Origin of the sequence: Kineosporia corallincola (genome assembly GCF_018499875.1) — a bacterium.
Classification (GTDB): domain Bacteria; phylum Actinomycetota; class Actinomycetes; order Actinomycetales; family Kineosporiaceae; genus Kineosporia; species Kineosporia corallincola.
Genome location: NZ_JAHBAY010000013.1, coordinates 1 through 16772, shown reverse-complemented (window position 1 = coordinate 16772; position 16772 = coordinate 1). Strand labels below are relative to the sequence as shown.

At 70.9% G+C, this 16772-nt stretch carries 13 protein-coding genes and 2 pseudogenes; 7 read left to right on the top strand and 8 right to left on the bottom strand.

Annotated features, from left to right (window positions below):
• Window positions 1–117: 117 nt before the first annotated feature.
• Complete coding sequence (locus KIH74_RS26745; RefSeq protein WP_214159116.1) at window positions 118–1464, bottom strand: hypothetical protein; 1347 nt, start codon at window positions 1462–1464, stop codon at window positions 118–120.
• A gap of 169 nt (window positions 1465–1633) precedes the next feature.
• Window positions 1634–3037: a cation:dicarboxylate symporter family transporter gene (locus tag KIH74_RS26740; protein WP_214159115.1), complete on the bottom strand. Its 1404-nt coding sequence runs from the start codon at window positions 3035–3037 to the stop codon at window positions 1634–1636.
• A 145-nt stretch (window positions 3038–3182) separates the two neighbouring features.
• On the opposite strand from KIH74_RS26740, the gene KIH74_RS26735 reads away from it, so the two are divergent.
• Entirely contained in the window at window positions 3183–4826 is a 1644-nt protein-coding gene (locus tag KIH74_RS26735) for a sensor histidine kinase (protein ID WP_214159114.1), read from the top strand.
• Window positions 4823–5509 (top strand): response regulator, encoded by a 687-nt coding sequence (locus KIH74_RS26730; protein ID WP_214159113.1) that lies wholly within the window; start codon window positions 4823–4825, stop codon window positions 5507–5509. The genes KIH74_RS26735 and KIH74_RS26730 overlap by 4 nt, the downstream gene beginning before the upstream one ends.
• 6 nt (window positions 5510–5515) lie before the next feature.
• Here the strand turns inward: KIH74_RS26730 and KIH74_RS26725 are convergent, their stop codons facing one another.
• The 3 genes from KIH74_RS26725 to KIH74_RS26715 form a co-directional block, all read right to left on the bottom strand.
• Window positions 5516–7441 (bottom strand): amino acid transporter, encoded by a 1926-nt coding sequence (locus tag KIH74_RS26725; RefSeq protein ID WP_214159112.1) that lies wholly within the window; start codon window positions 7439–7441, stop codon window positions 5516–5518.
• Between the two features lie 91 nt (window positions 7442–7532).
• A complete protein-coding gene (locus tag KIH74_RS26720) occupies window positions 7533–8366 on the bottom strand; it encodes an ABC transporter permease (RefSeq protein WP_214159111.1) in 834 nt (277 codons plus the stop codon).
• Window positions 8363–8836, bottom strand: coding sequence for an ATP-binding cassette domain-containing protein (locus tag KIH74_RS26715; RefSeq protein WP_214159110.1), 474 nt, complete (start codon window positions 8834–8836; stop codon window positions 8363–8365). Before KIH74_RS26715 ends, KIH74_RS26720 begins: the two co-directional genes overlap by 4 nt.
• Before the next feature lie 165 nt (window positions 8837–9001).
• Here KIH74_RS26715 and KIH74_RS39335 point away from each other — a divergent pair.
• The 3 genes and pseudogenes from KIH74_RS39335 to KIH74_RS26700 all read left to right on the top strand — a co-directional run.
• Window positions 9002–9136, top strand: a pseudogene (locus KIH74_RS39335) (histidine kinase); the annotation flags it as partial.
• A 471-nt stretch (window positions 9137–9607) separates the two neighbouring features.
• Window positions 9608–10257, top strand: a pseudogene (locus KIH74_RS39330) (response regulator).
• 94 nt (window positions 10258–10351) lie between these two features.
• Window positions 10352–11779 carry a TolB-like translocation protein gene (locus tag KIH74_RS26700; protein WP_214159109.1) on the top strand — a complete coding sequence of 476 codons (1428 nt, stop codon included), beginning with the start codon at window positions 10352–10354 and terminating at the stop codon, window positions 11777–11779.
• Here the strand turns inward: KIH74_RS26700 and KIH74_RS26695 are convergent.
• Together KIH74_RS26695 and KIH74_RS38030 are read right to left on the bottom strand one after the other, a co-directional pair.
• Window positions 11754–13004, bottom strand: coding sequence for an MFS transporter (locus KIH74_RS26695; RefSeq protein WP_214159108.1), 1251 nt, complete (start codon window positions 13002–13004; stop codon window positions 11754–11756). The two genes, KIH74_RS26700 and KIH74_RS26695, sit on opposite strands and share 26 nt — an antisense overlap.
• A gap of 54 nt (window positions 13005–13058) precedes the next feature.
• Window positions 13059–13463: a winged helix-turn-helix transcriptional regulator gene (locus tag KIH74_RS38030; protein ID WP_308114012.1), complete on the bottom strand. Its 405-nt coding sequence runs from the start codon at window positions 13461–13463 to the stop codon at window positions 13059–13061.
• Window positions 13464–13643: 180 nt separating this feature from the next.
• Here KIH74_RS38030 and KIH74_RS26685 point away from each other — a divergent pair, with 180 nt between their 5' ends.
• Window positions 13644–15095 (top strand): MFS transporter, encoded by a 1452-nt coding sequence (locus KIH74_RS26685; RefSeq protein ID WP_214159107.1) that lies wholly within the window; start codon window positions 13644–13646, stop codon window positions 15093–15095.
• Between the two features lie 19 nt (window positions 15096–15114).
• Here KIH74_RS26685 and KIH74_RS26680 read toward each other — a convergent pair whose 3' ends face one another.
• The gene (locus tag KIH74_RS26680) at window positions 15115–16290 is read right to left on the bottom strand and encodes a damage-control phosphatase ARMT1 family protein (RefSeq protein ID WP_214159106.1); all 1176 of its coding nucleotides are present in this window, start codon (window positions 16288–16290) and stop codon (window positions 15115–15117) included.
• A gap of 195 nt (window positions 16291–16485) precedes the next feature.
• Between KIH74_RS26680 and KIH74_RS26675 the strand changes: the two genes are divergently transcribed.
• Entirely contained in the window at window positions 16486–16713 is a 228-nt protein-coding gene (locus tag KIH74_RS26675; protein WP_214159105.1) for a hypothetical protein, read from the top strand.
• The last annotated feature ends 59 nt before the right edge of the window (window positions 16714–16772 follow it).

Sequence of the window (16772 nt, the reverse complement as noted above, 5' to 3'; positions counted from 1 at the left end):
CGCCAACCCGAGCAAACTAGGCGCAGATGCACGGAACGGTCCATCAAGTTACGCGGTCGTAGTGATAAATCATATCTTCCGGGTATACCGACGAGTCAGGTTACCGCACAGTCCTTTTCAGCAGGCCCATCCGTCACCGTTGGAATCCAGGTGGTACACGTCCTTGCCCACCACGCGGGCCCGGGTGGACAGGTAGGCCGGGCCGTCGCCGCCGCTGTCGGCACAGTCCACGTCGCTCGCGACCGGCACGCAGCTCACCGTGTAGTTGGCGTTGCACTTCCTGCCGTTACGGCCGGACGTCGTGCCCCGGTCCTCGTCGTCGTCACGGTCACCGTCGCCCCGGTGCCTTCCGGTGGAGGACGACGAGAGGGACCCCTCCTCCTGCCCCGAGCCGGACCCCGAGCCAGAACCTGAGCCGGAACCCGAGCCGGACCCGGAACCCGGACGCGCGCCGGAATCTGCACCGGATCCCGCAGCCGAACCCGCCGCACCGCCCCCGGCCGCCCCCTCGGCACCGGCCGAGGCAGTCCCCCCGGAGGCACTCGCACCCCCGGCGCCGGTGTCTTCCGGCCTCGACGAGGCGCCGTTCCCGTCCTGGTCGCCGGTGCCCGCCGACGGCGTGGCCCCGGCCGTGGCCCGCACCGCTCCGGACCTCGCCCGCGACGAGCCCCCTGGCTCCGGCGACACGGTGACCAGACCGTCCGGCCCCTTCTGCCCGGTCAGCAGTGGCGGGTCGGCCACCAGCACCCGGCCGTCCTCCGCACCGACCCCGGTGAGTGCGATCCGGCCCAGCCCGGCCCCGGCCAGCCCGACCAGCGCCACGACCACCGGTGCCAGCACCCGCCGTCGGATCTGCCGGGAACGCCGGGAGGCCGCCTCGTCACAGGCCGGCAGGTCACGGAACCGGCTGGGGTCCTGCGAGGAGTGGGCCGGCACCCCGGGCCGCCGGGCCACCCGCCGCTGCATGCCGAGGTCGTACTCGCGCACGCTCGGGTCGGTGCCGACCGGGCCGTCGCCGTAGAGCCGGTCCAGCCAGTTGGACACGTCCGGCGCACCACCGGGCGCCACGTCCGGATCCGGCAGGGCATCGGGGCCGGGCTCGTCCCCCACCCAGCTCAGCCGGCCCAGCTCCTGCTCCGGCAGCGCCTCGGCCCGGGGGATCACGTCGGTGCGTGCCCAGTTCTCGCGCAGCCACTGCGACCGGTCGGCCCAGCCCTCGGGGTCGATGCCCACGTCGAGCAGGACGTCGGCGTCCGACCTGGCCCAGCCCCTGGGGACCCGGTCGGGGGCGCACTCGCCCAGCTCCGCGTCGTCCCTGATCGGTGTTCCCACCGGACCGTCGACGATGTACCGCCAGCCGAACGGCGGGGTCGGCCACTGCGGATCCGGCTGCCACCCGCGCGGGGGCAGCCAGTCCTCCGGCGGCCGGGGCCAGCCCGGTGGCGAATTGAAATGGCGCTTCACACAAGAACGGTACGAACTGGACAAGCCAGGCGCGCCGGTCTGGACGCAAGAGCAGCCTTTTACCCCAAGCCCCGGATGGCCCGTTCGACCCATGCACCCCGGAAGCATCACCGCCGAACCAGTGTGGGCCGGGGCTGCCGCCCCGGCCCACACCCACGGTCCAGCTTTTTCAGACCGCGACCCGGTCGCCCCGCCCGGCGTCCGAAACCGGTCCGGTACCAGCGGATTCCGTCGCACCGGGCACCGCCGGCGCACCGTGGTCGTCAATGAGAGTTGCTTCGTTGAACGGGTTCTCGCCGCGGAAGGTGCGCAGCGCCGTCTCCCTGTCGAACTCGCCCACCCAGGTGCCGATGATCACCGTGGCCACCGCGTTGCCGGCGAAGTTGGTGACGGCGCGGGCCTCGGACATGAACCGGTCGATGCCGACGATCAGGCCGACGCCGTCGACCAGGTCCGGGCGATGGCTCTGGAGACCACCGGCCAGGGTCGCCATGCCGGCGCCGGTCACCCCGGCGGCTCCCTTCGAGGCGATGATCATGAAGCCGAGCAGCGAGATCTGCTCGCCGATGCTCAGCGGGTTGCCCAGCGCCTCGGCGATGAACAGCGACGACATGGTCAGGTAGATGGCCGTGCCGTCGAGGTTGAACGAGTAACCGGTGGGCACCGTGATGCCGACGACCGGCTTGGACACGCCCAGGTGCTCCATCTTGGCGATCAGGCGGGGCAGAGCCGACTCCGACGACGAGGTGGAGACGATCAGCAGGAACTCCCGGGCCAGGTACTTCAGCAGCGAGAACAGGTTCAGGCCGGTGAACACCCGCAGCAGCAGGCCGAGGAAGACGAACACGAAGATCGCACAGGTGATGTAGAAGGCGATCATGATCCGGGCCAGGCTGACCAGGGCATCGGTGCCGGTCGCGCCGACCACCGCGGCGATCGCGCCGAAGGCGCCGACCGGGGCCAGCCACATGATCATGCTCAGCACCCGGAAGACCAGCTTCTGGATGACGCTGATGCCGTTCAGCACCGACTGCCCGGCCGAGCCCATCTGCTGCACCGCGAAACCGACCAGCAGAGCCACCAGCAGGGTCTGGAGCACCTCGCCCTCGGTCAGCGCCGAGACGATGGTGGTCGGGATGATGCCGAGGATGAAGTCGGTGGTGGTCTCGTGCGCGTCACCGGCCTGCTCGGCGCCGGAGCCCTCCAGCCCGCTCAGGTCCAGCCCCGAGCCCGGGTGCAGGAAGTTGCCCACGATCAGGCCGATGATCAGCGCGATCGTCGACATGGTGAGGAAGTAGGCCAGGGTCAGGCCACCGACCTTGCCGACCTTGGCGGCTTCCCGGATCGAGCCGACGCCGAGCACGATGGTGCAGAAGATGATCGGCGAGATCATCATCTTGATCAGCGCCACGAAGCCGGTGCCCAGGGGCTTCAGCTCCTGGCCGAAGTCCGGGAACACCAGGCCGATGACCGCACCGGCCACGACGGCCACGATCACGGTCAGGTAGAGCAGGTGGGTTCGGTCGCGACGTGGTGCCGGTGGTGCGCTCGCCGTGGGGGTCGTGTCGGACATGGCCGCCTCCTGCGTCATCGGATGAGGTGTCGTGCGTGCTGCGCGGTTGTGAACTGCGCCACTGCCGACGAGAGTGCCCGTCCTTCGGGCGCTGGTCGCGCTTTCGTTCATTGAGTAACCCGCAAGGGTCGGCAGACTGTGCCCCATGGACCCTCGGCACTGGAGCGTGGCCCGGCAGGCCTTCGGGCTCGTCGTCGTCGCCGTCGTGCTGCTGGTCGCGTCCACCGTGGTGGCCGCCTACCTCCAGACCCGCGACCGGGTGCGCGACGCGACGGCGCACGAGGTGCTGGCCCTGGCCCGGTCGATCGCCGTCACCCCCACGGTGCTGGACGCGCTGGGTGATGACAACCCCTCCCCGGTGCTCCAGGCGTACACCGAGCGGCTGCGGGCGGCCACCGGCACCGACTTCATCACCGTGATGTCCCCCGGGGGCATCCGCTACACGCACACCAACCCGGCACTGATCGGCCGGCGGTTCATCGGGCACACCGAACAGGCCCTGGCCGGCACGGCGTTCACCGAGACCTACACCGGCACGCTGGGCCCGTCGGTGCGCGCCGTGGCACCGATCGAGGACGCCGGTGGGCACGTGGTCGCGCTGGTCGCCGTCGGGGTCACGATCGACAACGTGGGTGAGCTGACCCAGGAGCAGCTGCCCCCGCTGTTCATCGCCGGGGCGGTGGTGCTGCTCACCGGGGCGGCCGTGGCCTATGCCCTGGGCGCCCGGCTGAAACGGCAGACGCTGGGCATGGGCCAGGCCGAGCTGCTGCGGATGTTCGAGTTCTACGAGGGGGTGCTGCACGCCGTGCGCGAGGGACTGCTGATCGTCGACGGGGACGGCCGGGTGCAGCTGATCAACGACGAGGCCGTGCGCCTGCTCGGCCTGGAGTCCCCGGTGGCAGGCCGCCGGCTGGACGACCTGCCGATCCCGGCCGGGCTGGTGGAGGCGATGGGCCGCGGTGACACCCAGGTCGACGAGATCCAGCTGACCCGCGAGGGTGTGCTGGTGGTCAGTGTCTCGCCCGCCCGCTGGAACGGCCGCGTGCTGGGCAGTGTGGTCACCCTGCGCGACCACACCGACCTGGTCTCGCTGACCGACGAGCTCAGCCAGACCCGCAGCCTGACCGAGTCGCTGCGATCGCAGGCGCATGAGTCGGCCAACCGGCTGCACTCGGTGATCACGATGATCGAGCTCGGCGAGACCGACCGGGCCCTGGAGTTCGCCACCTCGGAACTGGCCGGGGTGCAGGAACTCACCGACCGGGTGATCGGGCAGGCACACGAGCCGGTGGTCGCGGCGCTGCTGCTGGGCAAGGCCGCGGAGGCGGCCGAGCGCGGCATCCGGCTGGAGTTCCCCACCGACCTGGAGGTGCCCGACGGGGTGCTGCCCTCGCGCGACCTGCTCACCGTGCTCGGCAATCTGATCGACAACGCCTTCGAGGCCACCCTGGCGTTCTCCGGCGAGCGCCGCGTCGGTGTGGTCGCCCAGGTGGTGCGGCCGATGGACGACGAAAGACCGGCAGAACTCCACCTGCGCGTGAGCAACTCCGGTGCGCCGGTGCCCGACCCGGAACGCATATTCCGGCGCGGCTGGTCCACGAAGCAGGCGCCCGGCACCGGGTTCGGCCTGAACGGGGTCAGGACCGGCACCGGGCGTGGGCTGGGCCTGGCGCTGGTCCGGCAGGCGGTGGAGCGCAACGGCGGCTCGATCACCCTGCACCGGGACGAGGAACGGGGCGAGACGGTGTTCGACGTCCGGCTGCCGCTGCCGAGGGTGGTGCCCGCGTGATCCGGACGCTGGTGGTGGAGGACGACGAGCTGGCCGCCCGGGCCCACGCCGAGTACGTGCGCCGGCTGGACCGTTTCACCGTGGTCGGGGTGGCCCGCACCGGGGCCGCGGCGCTGCACGAGGTGACCCACCAGAGCGTGGACCTGGTGCTGCTCGACATGAACCTGCCCGACCTGCACGGCCTGGAGGTGCACCGGATCATGCGGGCGCGCGGGGTGGAGGCCGACGTCATCGCCGTCACCTCGGCCCGCGACCTGGCGGTCGTGCGCGGGGCCGTGGCCAACGGCGTGGCCCAGTACCTGCTCAAGCCGTTCACCTTCGCCACCCTGCGGGACCGGCTGACCAGCTACGCCGAGTCCCGCGCCCAGCTCACCCGGGGCGCCGGCGAGGAGGTCGACCAGCGCGAGGTGGACCGGCTTCTCGGCGGGCTGCGCGGCGGCGCGTCCGACCAGCAGTTGCCCAAGGGCATGAGCCCGGAGTCGCTGGAGCGGGTGATCGGGGCCCTGCGCGCCGCCCCCGCCGCGGTCACGGCGATGAACGCGGCCGAGGCGGTGGGCATGTCGCGGGTGGGGGTGCGCCGCTACCTGGAGTACCTGGTGGAGACCGGCCTGGCCCACCGCGGCTCACGCTACGGCGGGACCGGCCGGCCGGAGATCGAGTACCGCTGGCGGGGAGCGCCCTGAGACGGGTCAGCTCACGTGCACGCGGGGGCGGCGCTCGCGGTCCGGCTCGGCCTCGCGCAGCACCTCGCGGGTGACCGGCGCGACCTCACCGTCGCCGACGAAGAGGAAGCGCAGCAGGTTACGGAACGGGCTGCCCTCGGTCCAGGAGAAGTAGACGTGCGGCACCAGCCCGGTCAGATTCCTTGCCTCGAGCAGGATCTCGGCGATCGTGTTGGCGATCACCGAGCTGTTCACCAGCAGGATCCGGTGGCCGAAGCGCTCCTCGCCGCGCACGTGCAGCTCGGTCTCGAAGTCCGAGGCGTCCTGCACGGTGACCTCGACGAACACCAGCGGCGCCCACTTCGGCACGTCGTTGTCCCTGCGGATCTCGTTGGCCTTGTCCCGGTACTCGGCCGCGTCGCGGGCGTCCGGCTCGTTGGCGACCAGCCGCAGGGTGCCGCACTTCGCCGCGTCCAGCAGGAACTTCCGCGCCTCGTCGTCGAAGGTGAGCCCGGCCCCGCGCAGTTCCAGGGCACGACCGGCGCGGGAGACGAACGAGATCACCAGGATGCCGACGATGAAGCACAGGCCGATCCGCAGGCCGTCCGGCCGCTCCAGCACGTTGACGATCGTGGTGTACACGAAGATCACCGCGACGACGCTGAAGAAGACCGCCGCCCGCCGGTTGCGCATCGAGCGGGCGGTCAGGGTGACGGCGACCGCGGCCGAGGTGATCAGCACCAGCACCCCGGTGGCATAGGCCCCGCCCTGGGCGTCCACGTCGGCCTTGAAGTACCAGGTGACGAAGAAGGCCACGGCCATGAACACCAGCACCAGCGGCCGGATCGCGCGGGCCCAGCGCGGGGCCATGCCGTAGCGCGGCAGGTAGCGCGGCACCAGGTTGAGCAGCCCGGCCATCGCCGAGGCGCCGGCGAACCAGAGGATGGCGATGGTGCTGACGTCGTAGACGGTGCCGAAGACCTCGCCCAGGTACTCGTGCGCGAGGAAGGCCAGGGCCCGGCCGTTCGCCTCGCCGCCGGCCCGGAACTCCTCCTGCGGGATCAGCAGGGTGGTGGTGAAGCTGGACAGGATCAGGAAGCAGCTCATGATCAGGGCTGAGGTGGTGAGCAGCTTGTGCGCCCCGGCGATCCGGCCCCGGGGCTCGGCGTGGGTGTCGTCCGGGTCACCCTTGATCTGCGGCATCACCGCCACGCCGGTCTCGAAGCCGGACAGCCCCAGGGCCAGCTTGGGGAACACCACCAGGGCCACACCGACCACCGCGAGCCAGTTGGTGTGCTCGGTGGCCAGCAGGTCGGTCCAGTCCGCGAACAGGTGCGGGTTCTCCAGCACGTGCACCACGGCCACGCCCACCACCACCGCGTTGAGTGACAGGTACAGCGTCACCAGCACGATGGCGATGCCGATGGCCTCCTTGAACCCGCGCAGGAACACCCCGCCGAGCAGGGCCAGCAGCACCAGGGTGATCAGCACCTCCTGGCCGTCGAGAAAGCTCGGTGCGAAGGGGTTCTCGACCAGGTGGGCGGTGGCGTCCGCCGCGCTCAGGGTCATCGTGATGAGGAAGTCGGTGGCCGCGAAGCCGAGCAGGACCAGCACGAAGAGCTTGCCCGCCCACCAGGGCAGCACGTGCTCCAGCATCGAGATCGAGCCTTCGCCGTGCGGGCTGCGGCGCGCCACCCAGCGGTACACCGGCAGCGCGCCGAGCAGGGTGAGCACGATCAGCACCAGTGTGGCGATCGGCGCGACCGCCCCGGCCGCCAGTGCGGCGATGCCGGGCTGGTAGCCGAGGGTGGAGAAGTAGTCCACACCGGTCAGGCACATCACCTGGTACCAGGGCCGGGCGTGATCCTCCTCCTGCGGCTTGCCGTGCGGGCCGGGGATCGTGGTGGCCCGGTCGGCCAGCCCTTCCAGCAGCCAGTCCCGGAATCCGGGCATGTCGGTTCTTCCTCTCGGCCCTGCGGGCCCGGCGCCGTTCGCCCGCCCACACGGCCGCTCATGCTAGGCAACGCCCCGACGAAACAGATGGTCAGACCACGTCGCGCCGTTGAGCCAGGACAACTGTCGCCGTCACCAGCACCACCAGGTAGCCCGTGACCGAGGCGGCGGCGACCGGGCCGGACAGCACGTCGAGCACGCCGGGTGTGTCGCCACCGGGCCCCACGATCGCACCGGCCAGGGAGCCCGCCGCGGTGCCCGGCAGCACCCGGGTGGCGGCCTCGACCGGCCCGAGCAGCCCACCGACTCCGCGCAGTAACTGCTCGATCACCAGGGCCCAGACCAGCCCGAGCCCGACCCACAGGGCCGGCCCGCGTGCCGCCGTGCCGAGGAAGTACCCGGCCGGCGCCCACATCTCCAGCACCAGCAGGCCGGCCCCGACGGCTGCGGCCAGGTCGGTCAGGGGCGGCCACACCAGCGCCTCACCCTCACTCAACGCGATCGCCGTGGTGCAGGCGCCGAACAGGGCCAGGGTGAGCAGCAGCACGCCGACCACCAGGGCGCTCAGGGCCAGCAGCGAGCCGAGAGTGACGGCACGCCGCGAAGGGCCCTGCGTGTAAATGGTTTTCCAGGTTCCGTAGCCGTACCCGTTGCCGGCGACGATCGCCCCGAGCACCATCATCAGAGCCCCACCGAACAACGGCATACCCTGAACCAGCACGCCCGGCAGCGCTTCTGGCAGCAGCTGGACGTAGATCTGCGCCAGACTCTGCCCTTCGTTGGAGAAGTTACCGCCACCTGACGTGTACGTCACGTAATTGAAAACATATCCGAACAAGAGAGCCAGGAAGATCCAGGCGCCCAGCGTCACCCAGATCGCCGGCCAGCGGCGCAGCCGCAGCAGTTCGGCGCGGAAGCTGTTCATTCTTGTAACTCCTTATCCACAGGTTTTTTCACAGGTTGTGGACGACGAGAGACCCGGACCGGCCCGGCACCGGAAATATCCACAGCCTTGTCCACCGGGGTGGAAAACCCCCGGTCCGCCGTCATCTCAGAGACCTCCTCCAGACTCCTTTCCAGAGGGGATATCTCGTGTATCTGGGCGCCCTCGGCGACAAGAACACGCGCGACCTCGGGGGCCGAGGACGGCGGCAGGTCCAGCACGAGCGCATCGACGTCCCCACGCTTTTCCACAACCCGGCGCACGCCGTGGTCCCCGGCGATCCGCTGCGCCACGGCCAACGCCGTCTCGACCGGGCTGGCACGCACCCGCAGCGACGTGCCGCCGCGCAACTGCGCCACCGTGGACTCGCTGAGCAGCCGGCCGGCATTGATCACGCCGACCCGGTCACAGATCTCCTGCACCTCGGCCAGCAGATGGCTCGACAGCACCACCGTGGTGCCGCCGCCCCGGGCAACCCCCGGTAGCGGGCCATCACCCGCAGGTTGTCGTGCCCGGACAGGTACGGGTAGAAGCCCGGCCCCTCGATCAGCGCCCCCACCCGCGCGGTCACCTCCGGCAGGCCGGCCGGGCGGCCGAACACCGAGGAACAGCTGCGGATGGCCCAGGGGCTGCACGACGGGGTCGGGCACGGGCTCGCGGTGATCGCCCTGCACGCCCAGGTCGCGTTGCACGTGCTGGAGCGCAGCCCGGTGCCGGCCGAGGACGCGGAACGGCTGCGCCGCAGCCTCGACGCCATCCGCGCCTCCAGCCAGGAGTCGCTCACCGCCCTGCGCCGCGAGCTGGCGGCGATCAACTCGGGCACCGCCTCCCGCGCACCCGCACCGGGACCCGCCGAGCTCGGCCCCTTGCTGGAGCGGGTGCGGTCGGGTGGACTGGTCGTCGAGGTCCCCTCGGGGCTGCCCTCGGGGATCCCGGAGGAGCCCGGTCAGGTGGTGTACGCCGTGGTGCAGGAGTCGCTGACCAACGTGCTGCGGCACGCCCGGGCACGGCGCGCCACGGTCTCCTTCCGCAGCTCCGGGGGCCACCTCACTGACTGTCGTGGACGACGGCGTGGGCCGTGCGGGCTCCTCGCCGTCCTCAGGTATGGGCCTGACCGGACTGCGCTACCGGGTTCGGCAGATCGGCGGGCAGCTCGAAACCCCGCATGTCACGGATGGATTCATGGTGCGTACGACGATCCCGGTCGATCCTGCGGCGGCACCGTGATCCGGGTGGCGCTGATCGACGACCAGCCGCTGGTGCGGATGGGGCTGGCCACGCTGATCGCCACCGAACCTGATCTGGAGCACGCCGGCGAGGCCGGCAACGGGCGTGAGGGGCTGGCCCTGATCCGCCGGACCCGGCCCGACGTGGCGCTCTGCGACATCCGGATGCCGGTGCTGGACGGGCTGGGCCTGCTCGCCGCGGTGACCGCCGACCCGGCCCTGAGGGGGTACGGGTGGTGATGCTGACGACGTTCGAGCTGGACGAGTACGTGTTCGAGGCACTGCGCCACGGCGCCAGCGGTTTCCTGCTGAAAGACGCCTCGCCGCAACAGCTTCTGGAGTCGGTGCGAGTGGTCGCCGACGGCGGCTCGCTGCTCGCGCCCTCGGTGACCCGCCGGGTGATCGAGGAGTTCGGTACCGGATCGCACGCCCACCGGCCGCATCCCCGGCTGAACGACCTGACCGACCTGGAGCGCGAGGTGGTGTCGTGGGTGGCCGCCGGCCTCTCGAACGCCGAGATCGCCGATCGGCTGCTGGTTTCGGCCGACACCGTGCGCACCCACGTGAGCCGGGCGATGATCAAGCTCCAGGCCCGGGACCGGGCCCAGCTGGTGGTGTTCGCCATCCACTCCGGCCTGGCTCGCTGACCGGTTTTCCCGATTCGCCCACAAAATCATCAGGTGTCTGCCTAATCTGTTCTGGCTCGGGGGTGAGCGCGAGAGCAAGGGTGGGATCGACACAGTGCGTCATCATGTCTTCAGCAGGCGCAGTGGGCTGAGCCTCGCTACAGCCGTTGCCATCAGCGGGTTCCTGGCCGTCCCGGCTCAGGCGGCGGGTCCTCGGGGCACCAGTCCTCACGGCACCACCGAACTGGTCAACCCGGTCGACGGCGAGGCGGGCGTCGGCGCGCCCGATGCGTCCACCACCGCCCCGGCCGTCACCCCCGACGGCCGCTACGTGGCCTTCCAGTCGCGCGCCGTCAACATTCCCGTCGCCCCGGGTACCGACAGCAACAACGCGCAAGACATCTTCGTGCGCGACACCGAGACCGGCACCGCCCGGCGCATCTCGAACAACCCGGCCGGCGACGCCGCCAACCGGGACAGCATCTCGCCCGCCATCTCCGACGACGGGCGCTACGTCGCCTTCGCCTCCAACGCCTCCGACCTGGTGCCGGTCGACGGCACCAACATCGCCGCCTACGACATCTTCGTCAGCGACCTCGACACCGGCGGGATCACCAAGATCAGCACGGGTCTCGACGACACACCCGACTCCGGCGGCGGGTCGGCGTCGTCGATCTCCGCCGACGGCGGCGTGGTGGCCTTCCGGTCCGCCTCGCCCGACCTGGTGCCGGGCGACACCAACGGCCTCACCGATGTGTTCGTGTGGCAGCGCTCCACCGGGCGGATCAGCCGGGTCAGCGTCACCTCCTCCGGCGCCCAGGCCACGTCCGTGGCGGGTGCGAAACGCCAGGACTCGGTGAGCCCGAAGGTCTCCGGCGACGGCAAGACCGTGGTGTTCGTGTCGGGGGCCACCAACCTGGTGCCGGGTGACACCAACGGTCTCACCGACCTGTTCGCCCACTCGCTGGTCACCGGCGACACCACCCGGGTCTCGGTCGGGCCGAACGGCGAGCAGGCCACCGGTGGTGTGGCCGCGCAGGGCATCGGCGCCACCGACGTCACCGTCTCCGCCGACGGCACGGTGATCGGCTGGGACGGCAACTCTCTGCACGGCCTGGTGGACGACGATCTTCCATACCGGTCAACGGGTTTCGTCACCGACCTGACCACCGGCGCGGTGCGGGTGGCGGGTGAGACCGTCACCGGCGGCCCGACCACCGACACCGTCAGCCACGCCACCGTCTCGCCGGACGGCGCGTTCGTCACCTTCCAGGCCTATGAGTCCGACCTGGTGGCCGACGACACCAACCGCACCTATGACGTTTTCGTGCAGAGCCTCGAAAGCGGTCGCACGGTGCGGGTTTCCGTGGCGTCCGACGGAACCGAGGGCGACGGCATCAGCGGCAGCGAGGGCCTGGCCCTGCTGCCGGGCGGCTCGTCGGTGCTGTTCACCTCCCGGGCCACCAACCTGGTGGCCGACCCGATCTCGTACGTCGACAACCTGTACGTGCACCGGTTCAGCCCCGGCTTCTGGACCGACTGACGACCACCCGGCTGCCACCGGGGTCAGGGCCGGTGGCAGCCGGGTGCTTCACCAGGGGGAACCACCACAGCACCGCGGCCAGGGCGGTGATCACCCCGGCCAGCAGAAAGCTGCTGCGCACTCCCCAGAGCCCGGCGGTCCATCCGACCAGCAGCGCGCCGAGCGGTGTGGAGCCCTGCATGATCAGCGAGTAGAGCGCGAGAACCCGTCCCCGGTAGGCCGGATCGCTGCCCAGCTGGATGCGGTGGTTGGCCGCCTGGCCGAAGAACAGCGAGGCGAAGCCCAGCGCGAACAGCAACAGCATGAGCACGACGGTGCCCCCGGCCAGCCCCACCGCCACCTCCATCAGGCCCAGCACGAGAGCCGAGGCCACCAGCAGGGTTCCGGACGGCCTGCGCCGGCGCAGCGTGGTGGCCAGGGCCGAGGCCAGCGAGCCGGCGGCGAAGGCGGTGGAGACCAGGCCGAAGGCGGTGGCGTCGGCATGCAGCACCTGGGTGGCCAGCAGCGGCAGCGTGACCTGAAAGTTGAACGTCACCAGGGCGACCACGGCGAGCAGGCCGACGGCGGCGACCAGATCACTGCGCCCGGCCACGTAGCGCAGCCCGTCGACCACCCCGCCCCGGCCCGCCGGCCGGGCACCGAGAAGCAGCTCGGAGCGCCGGATCAGGGCCAGGCCGGCGATGGTCGCCGCGTAACTGACCGCGTTCAGGGCCATCACCGGGCCGGTGCCGACGGTCGAGATCAGCAGCCCGACCAGTGCCGTGCCGGTGACCCGGGAGAGGTTGAAGTAGGCCGCGCTGAGCGCCGAGGCGTTGGGCAGCAGCTCGGGGCCGACCAGCTCGGACACGAACGCCATCCGGGTCGGCATCTCGACCGCGTTGACCAGCCCCAGGCCGGCCGCCACCAGGTACACGTGCCACAGCCGGATCGAGCCGCTGAGGTCGAGACCGGCCAGCACCGCGCACCATCCGGCCGAGACGGCGTTGGCCACGATCAGCAGCGTGCGCTTGTCGTAGCGGTCGGCCAGCCGCCCGCCGGGCAGCATGAACAGGGCCAGCGGGGTGAACTGGAGGGCGGTGACGGTGCTCAGCGCGGCGGCGGAACCCCCGGTCAGCCGGAGCACCAGCCAGTCCTGGCAGACCACCATCATCCAGGTACCGAGCGCCGAGAGCACCTGTCCACCGGCGAACAGGCGGAAGTTGCGCACCCCGAGGGAACGGAACACCGATCCCCCGCCTCAGATCCGTTGCAGGACAGGCATCGTGGCGGCGATGACGGCTCAGCCCCGCGAACTGTCGTAGTCGCTGCGGGCCCGCTCCACCTCGGTCAGGTTCGAGCCCGACCACTCGACCAGGGCCGAGAAGACCGGCGCCAGGCTACGGCCCAGCTCGGTGATCTCGTACTCCGCCCGGGGCGGCACCTGGGGCAGGTAGGTGCGTTTCACCAGACCGTCCCGCTCCAGCTGCCGCAGCCGCTGGGTGAGCACCTTGGGCGTGATCGTGCCCAGCGTGCGCTCGATCTCGACGTAACGCATGCGGCCGTAGATGTTCAGGGTCCAGAGGATCGGGGTGGTCCAGCGGCTGAACACCAGGTCGACCACCGGCCCGATCGGGCAGGCCTGGGCCGGCGGGGACTGCCCGTCCGGGCGACGCACCGGATCGGGAACGGTCTCGATGTCGGTCACGGTTTCCCCCAGCAAGCCACTTCCCCCTAGGAACGTAATGGACGACGGCTGTTACCGTCGGCGGAGCGCCTGTTCAACGAACCTGATCACGTGCCGCGCAGTTCTGGAAACAGTTGCTGGCCATCACTTTTGAACGATCAGGCGAACCGCCCACCCGCCGTCACGGAGCAGGAGTTTGTCATGTCGTCCCCAGATCTGGCCCGGGGCAGTACCGCCGCGGACGGCGTCACCCCGGGTGTCGTCCTGGCATTTCTCTGCATCGCGCAGTTCATGGTCTTCCTCGACGTCTCGATCGTCAATGTGGCGCTTCCGACGATTGAGGCCGGGCTGTCGATCCCGGAGAACCAGCTTCCGTGGCTGGTCACCGCTTACGGCCTGATGCTGGGCGGCTGCCTGCTGTCCGGCGCCCGGCTGGGCGACCGGTTCGGCCGTCGTCGCATCCTTCGGACCGGTCTCCTGCTGTTCGGACTGGCCTCCCTGGCCGCCGGTCTGGCCGGCGACCCGATCGTGCTGTTCGTCGCCCGCGGTGTGCAGGGATTCGGCGCGGCGCTGATGGCCCCCTCGGCCCTGAGCACCCTGACCGCGACCTTCGAGGAGGGCCCGGACCGGAACCGGGCTCTCGGCATCTGGGGCGCCCTGACCGGTCTGGCGCCGGTGGCGGGCAACGTGCTCGGCGGTGTGCTGTCCGAGGGGCCGGGCTGGCGCTGGATCTTCTTCATCAACGTACCGATCGCCGTCCTGGCCGTGCTGTTCGCCCCGCGCATCCTGCCGGAGACCCGTACCGCGGCCCACGAGAAGTTCGACATCGTCGGTGCCGCGCTGCTGACGGGCGGCCTGCTGGCCCTGATCCACACGCTGGCCGAGGCGATCGAGAAGGGCTGGAGCGACCCGCTGATCATCGGCGGAATCGTCGTGGCGACCGGGCTCCTCACCGCGTTCGTCATGGTGGAGCGGCACATCAGCGCACCGCTCGTGCCGTTCTCGATCTTCCGCAACAGCACCCTGCGCACGGCCGACCTCGCGACCCTGTTCCTGCTCGGCTGCGTGGTGACGATCTTCTTCTTCGCCAGCCTCTTCATGCAGCAGGTGCTCGGCTACTCGGCCGTCCGGACCGGCCTGTCGTACCTCCCGCTGGCTCTGATCGTCGGGGTCGGCGCCGGTGTCGCATCGAACGTCAGCAGCAGGGCGGCCGCCAAGCCGGTGCTGCTGATCGGCCTCACCCTGGTCACGGCCGGGATGATCTCGCTGTGGCAGCTGCCCACCGACGCCTCCTACGCGACCCGGATCCTTCCAACCTTCCTGGTCACCGGGCTGGGTATGGGCCTGTCGTTCGTACCACTCCAGATCGCGGCGCAGATCGGGGTGCACGACCGGGAGGCCGGGCTGGCGGCCGGGCTGATCAACACCAGCCAGGAACTGGGTGGCGCCCTGGGTGTCGCGGTGGCGGCGACGATCGCCTTCCGCAGGGTGGACGAGCTGACCGCCTGGGCGAACGGTGACCCGGCACGCACGGACGTGGCCCGCGCCTCGGTGTTCCACGACGCGTTCCTGGTGGGCGGCTGCTTCGCCCTGACCGCGCTGGTCCTTTCGGCGGTGCTGCTGCCGATGATGCGGGCGGGCGAAACCGGCTGACGAGTCGCCCGCCTACCGGTCAGCCCGCCAGCTGCACCACGGCGTACTCCCCCGAGACCCGCCAGCCCGGCCCGGAGGCGTCGAGCTCCGCCAGCCGGGCGGCGTCCACCCCGACCAGCACGTCGGACTTCAGCGTGCGCAGGGCCGCCACCCGGCCCGGCCAGTAGGCCGTCACGCTCGCGAACGGTGTGGTGGCGGGCCATTCCACGTCACCGACCAGCCGGCGATAGTTCAGATCGCCCTTCAGCACGGTGAGATCGGCCTCGGCGTAAGCCTTCTGGAGGCCGGCCGGGGCCTCGGCGAAGGTCAGCGGAGCCACGTAGAACGGGTGCGTCACCACGGCCAGGCGGCCCTCACCGATGAAATCCCTCAGGCGCTCGACCATTTCGACGGCAGCGGCCGGGCCTTCGGCCATCCGGCGCAGGGTCCGGAGCACGTCGGTGGGCGTGGCGTCGGAGGTGAAGTAGGGGCTCGGCTTCACGTGCAGGGCCACGGTCGTGCCCGGCCGGGCACTCAGCAGTCGGTCGGCGAGCACCAGGTCGGGCAGGAGCTCGCGGCCGATGTTGTCCGTCACCAGCACCAGCCGGTCGGCCCTCGGCAGCAGGGCGAGCAGGGCGGCGCGGTCGTCCGCGATCAGGCCGGACGTCGCCGGTGTTTCGTCGTCCACCGTTGGCCGCTGGAGCTGGAACCCGAGATCGGCGCGGTTGCCCCACAGCGCCGCGAGCAGCAGTTCGTTCAGGCCGAGGCCGGCCAGGCCGTCGAGGGCCTCCAGCTCGGCCCGCACCGCCGCACCGGCCAGCTCGGCTTCTTTCTGCGGGCCGAACGGGTCGACGCCCTGCCAGGGACCGGGGGCGAACCAGCCGGTGGCGCCGAGCAGCTTGCGGTAGAAGTAGTTCTCGGCCCACAGGAACGGCACCTCGTACCAGGAGCGGCCGAGGTAGGGGGCGGCCCACTCGGCCCACTGCGCGGCGTCGCCGTAGGTGTCGGACAGCGGCAGGATCGGGCCCTCGATCTCCTCCGCCAGGCCGTTCAGCGCCAGCCGCACCTCCGGCGGCCAGGGCACCCCGTCGAGCACCCTGGCCAGCAGTTCCGGGTGCCGGTCGCGCAGCACCGAGCGGGGGAACCCGCTCTCGCCGGTGATCACGGAGGCGGTGAGGCCGGGGTCGCCGGGCGCGGTGCGTGGTTCCAGATCCATGGCCCCAGCCTCTCAGCCGGCACCACCGAAGGCCTTCGCGGCGACACCGGGAGTTGCGACAATGGGACATGCCCGACAGCGCCGGTGCATCCCGGACGGACCACGACCACCGCCAGAATGGGAACTCTTCACTACTCGCCGGAGGCGATCATGCCCACCCGTTCGACCGGAAAACCATCGGACAAGGGAACCCCGATGATTGACGCCGCGGGCCGGCTGGTGCGCGACGTGGTCTTCGTCTTCGTCGACATGGTCAACTGGCTCTGGCACCGGCTCTGGGTGTTCAACCGGTCGGCGGCGAAAGCCCTGCTGCCCGGGCAGTCACGGGCCGTCCAGACCACGGTGGCGTTCGTCGCGGTGTGCGGGGAGATCATCGGGCTGTGGGTGTTCGCCGTGGACTGGGCCGACAAGCACCCGTTCTGACCTCAGGCCCCGGACAGAACGACGGCGGGTCCCGGCCGCGCACGTCCCGCCCCGGGCTC

What these genes read in the sequence shown, in the direction of transcription:
- KIH74_RS26675 (WP_214159105.1), top strand. Translation starts at nt 16,486, where the DNA reads ATGATTGACGCCGCGGGCCGGCTGGTGCGCGACGTGGTCTTCGTCTTC.
- KIH74_RS26740 (WP_214159115.1), bottom strand. Translation starts at nt 3,037, where the DNA reads ATGTCCGACACGACCCCCACGGCGAGCGCACCACCGGCACCACGTCGC.
- KIH74_RS26720 (WP_214159111.1), bottom strand. Translation starts at nt 8,366, where the DNA reads ATGAACAGCTTCCGCGCCGAACTGCTGCGGCTGCGCCGCTGGCCGGCG.
- KIH74_RS26735 (WP_214159114.1), top strand. Translation starts at nt 3,183, where the DNA reads ATGGACCCTCGGCACTGGAGCGTGGCCCGGCAGGCCTTCGGGCTCGTC.
- KIH74_RS26680 (WP_214159106.1), bottom strand. Translation starts at nt 16,290, where the DNA reads ATGGATCTGGAACCACGCACCGCGCCCGGCGACCCCGGCCTCACCGCC.
- KIH74_RS26685 (WP_214159107.1), top strand. Translation starts at nt 13,644, where the DNA reads ATGTCGTCCCCAGATCTGGCCCGGGGCAGTACCGCCGCGGACGGCGTC.
- KIH74_RS26725 (WP_214159112.1), bottom strand. Translation starts at nt 7,441, where the DNA reads ATGCCCGGATTCCGGGACTGGCTGCTGGAAGGGCTGGCCGACCGGGCC.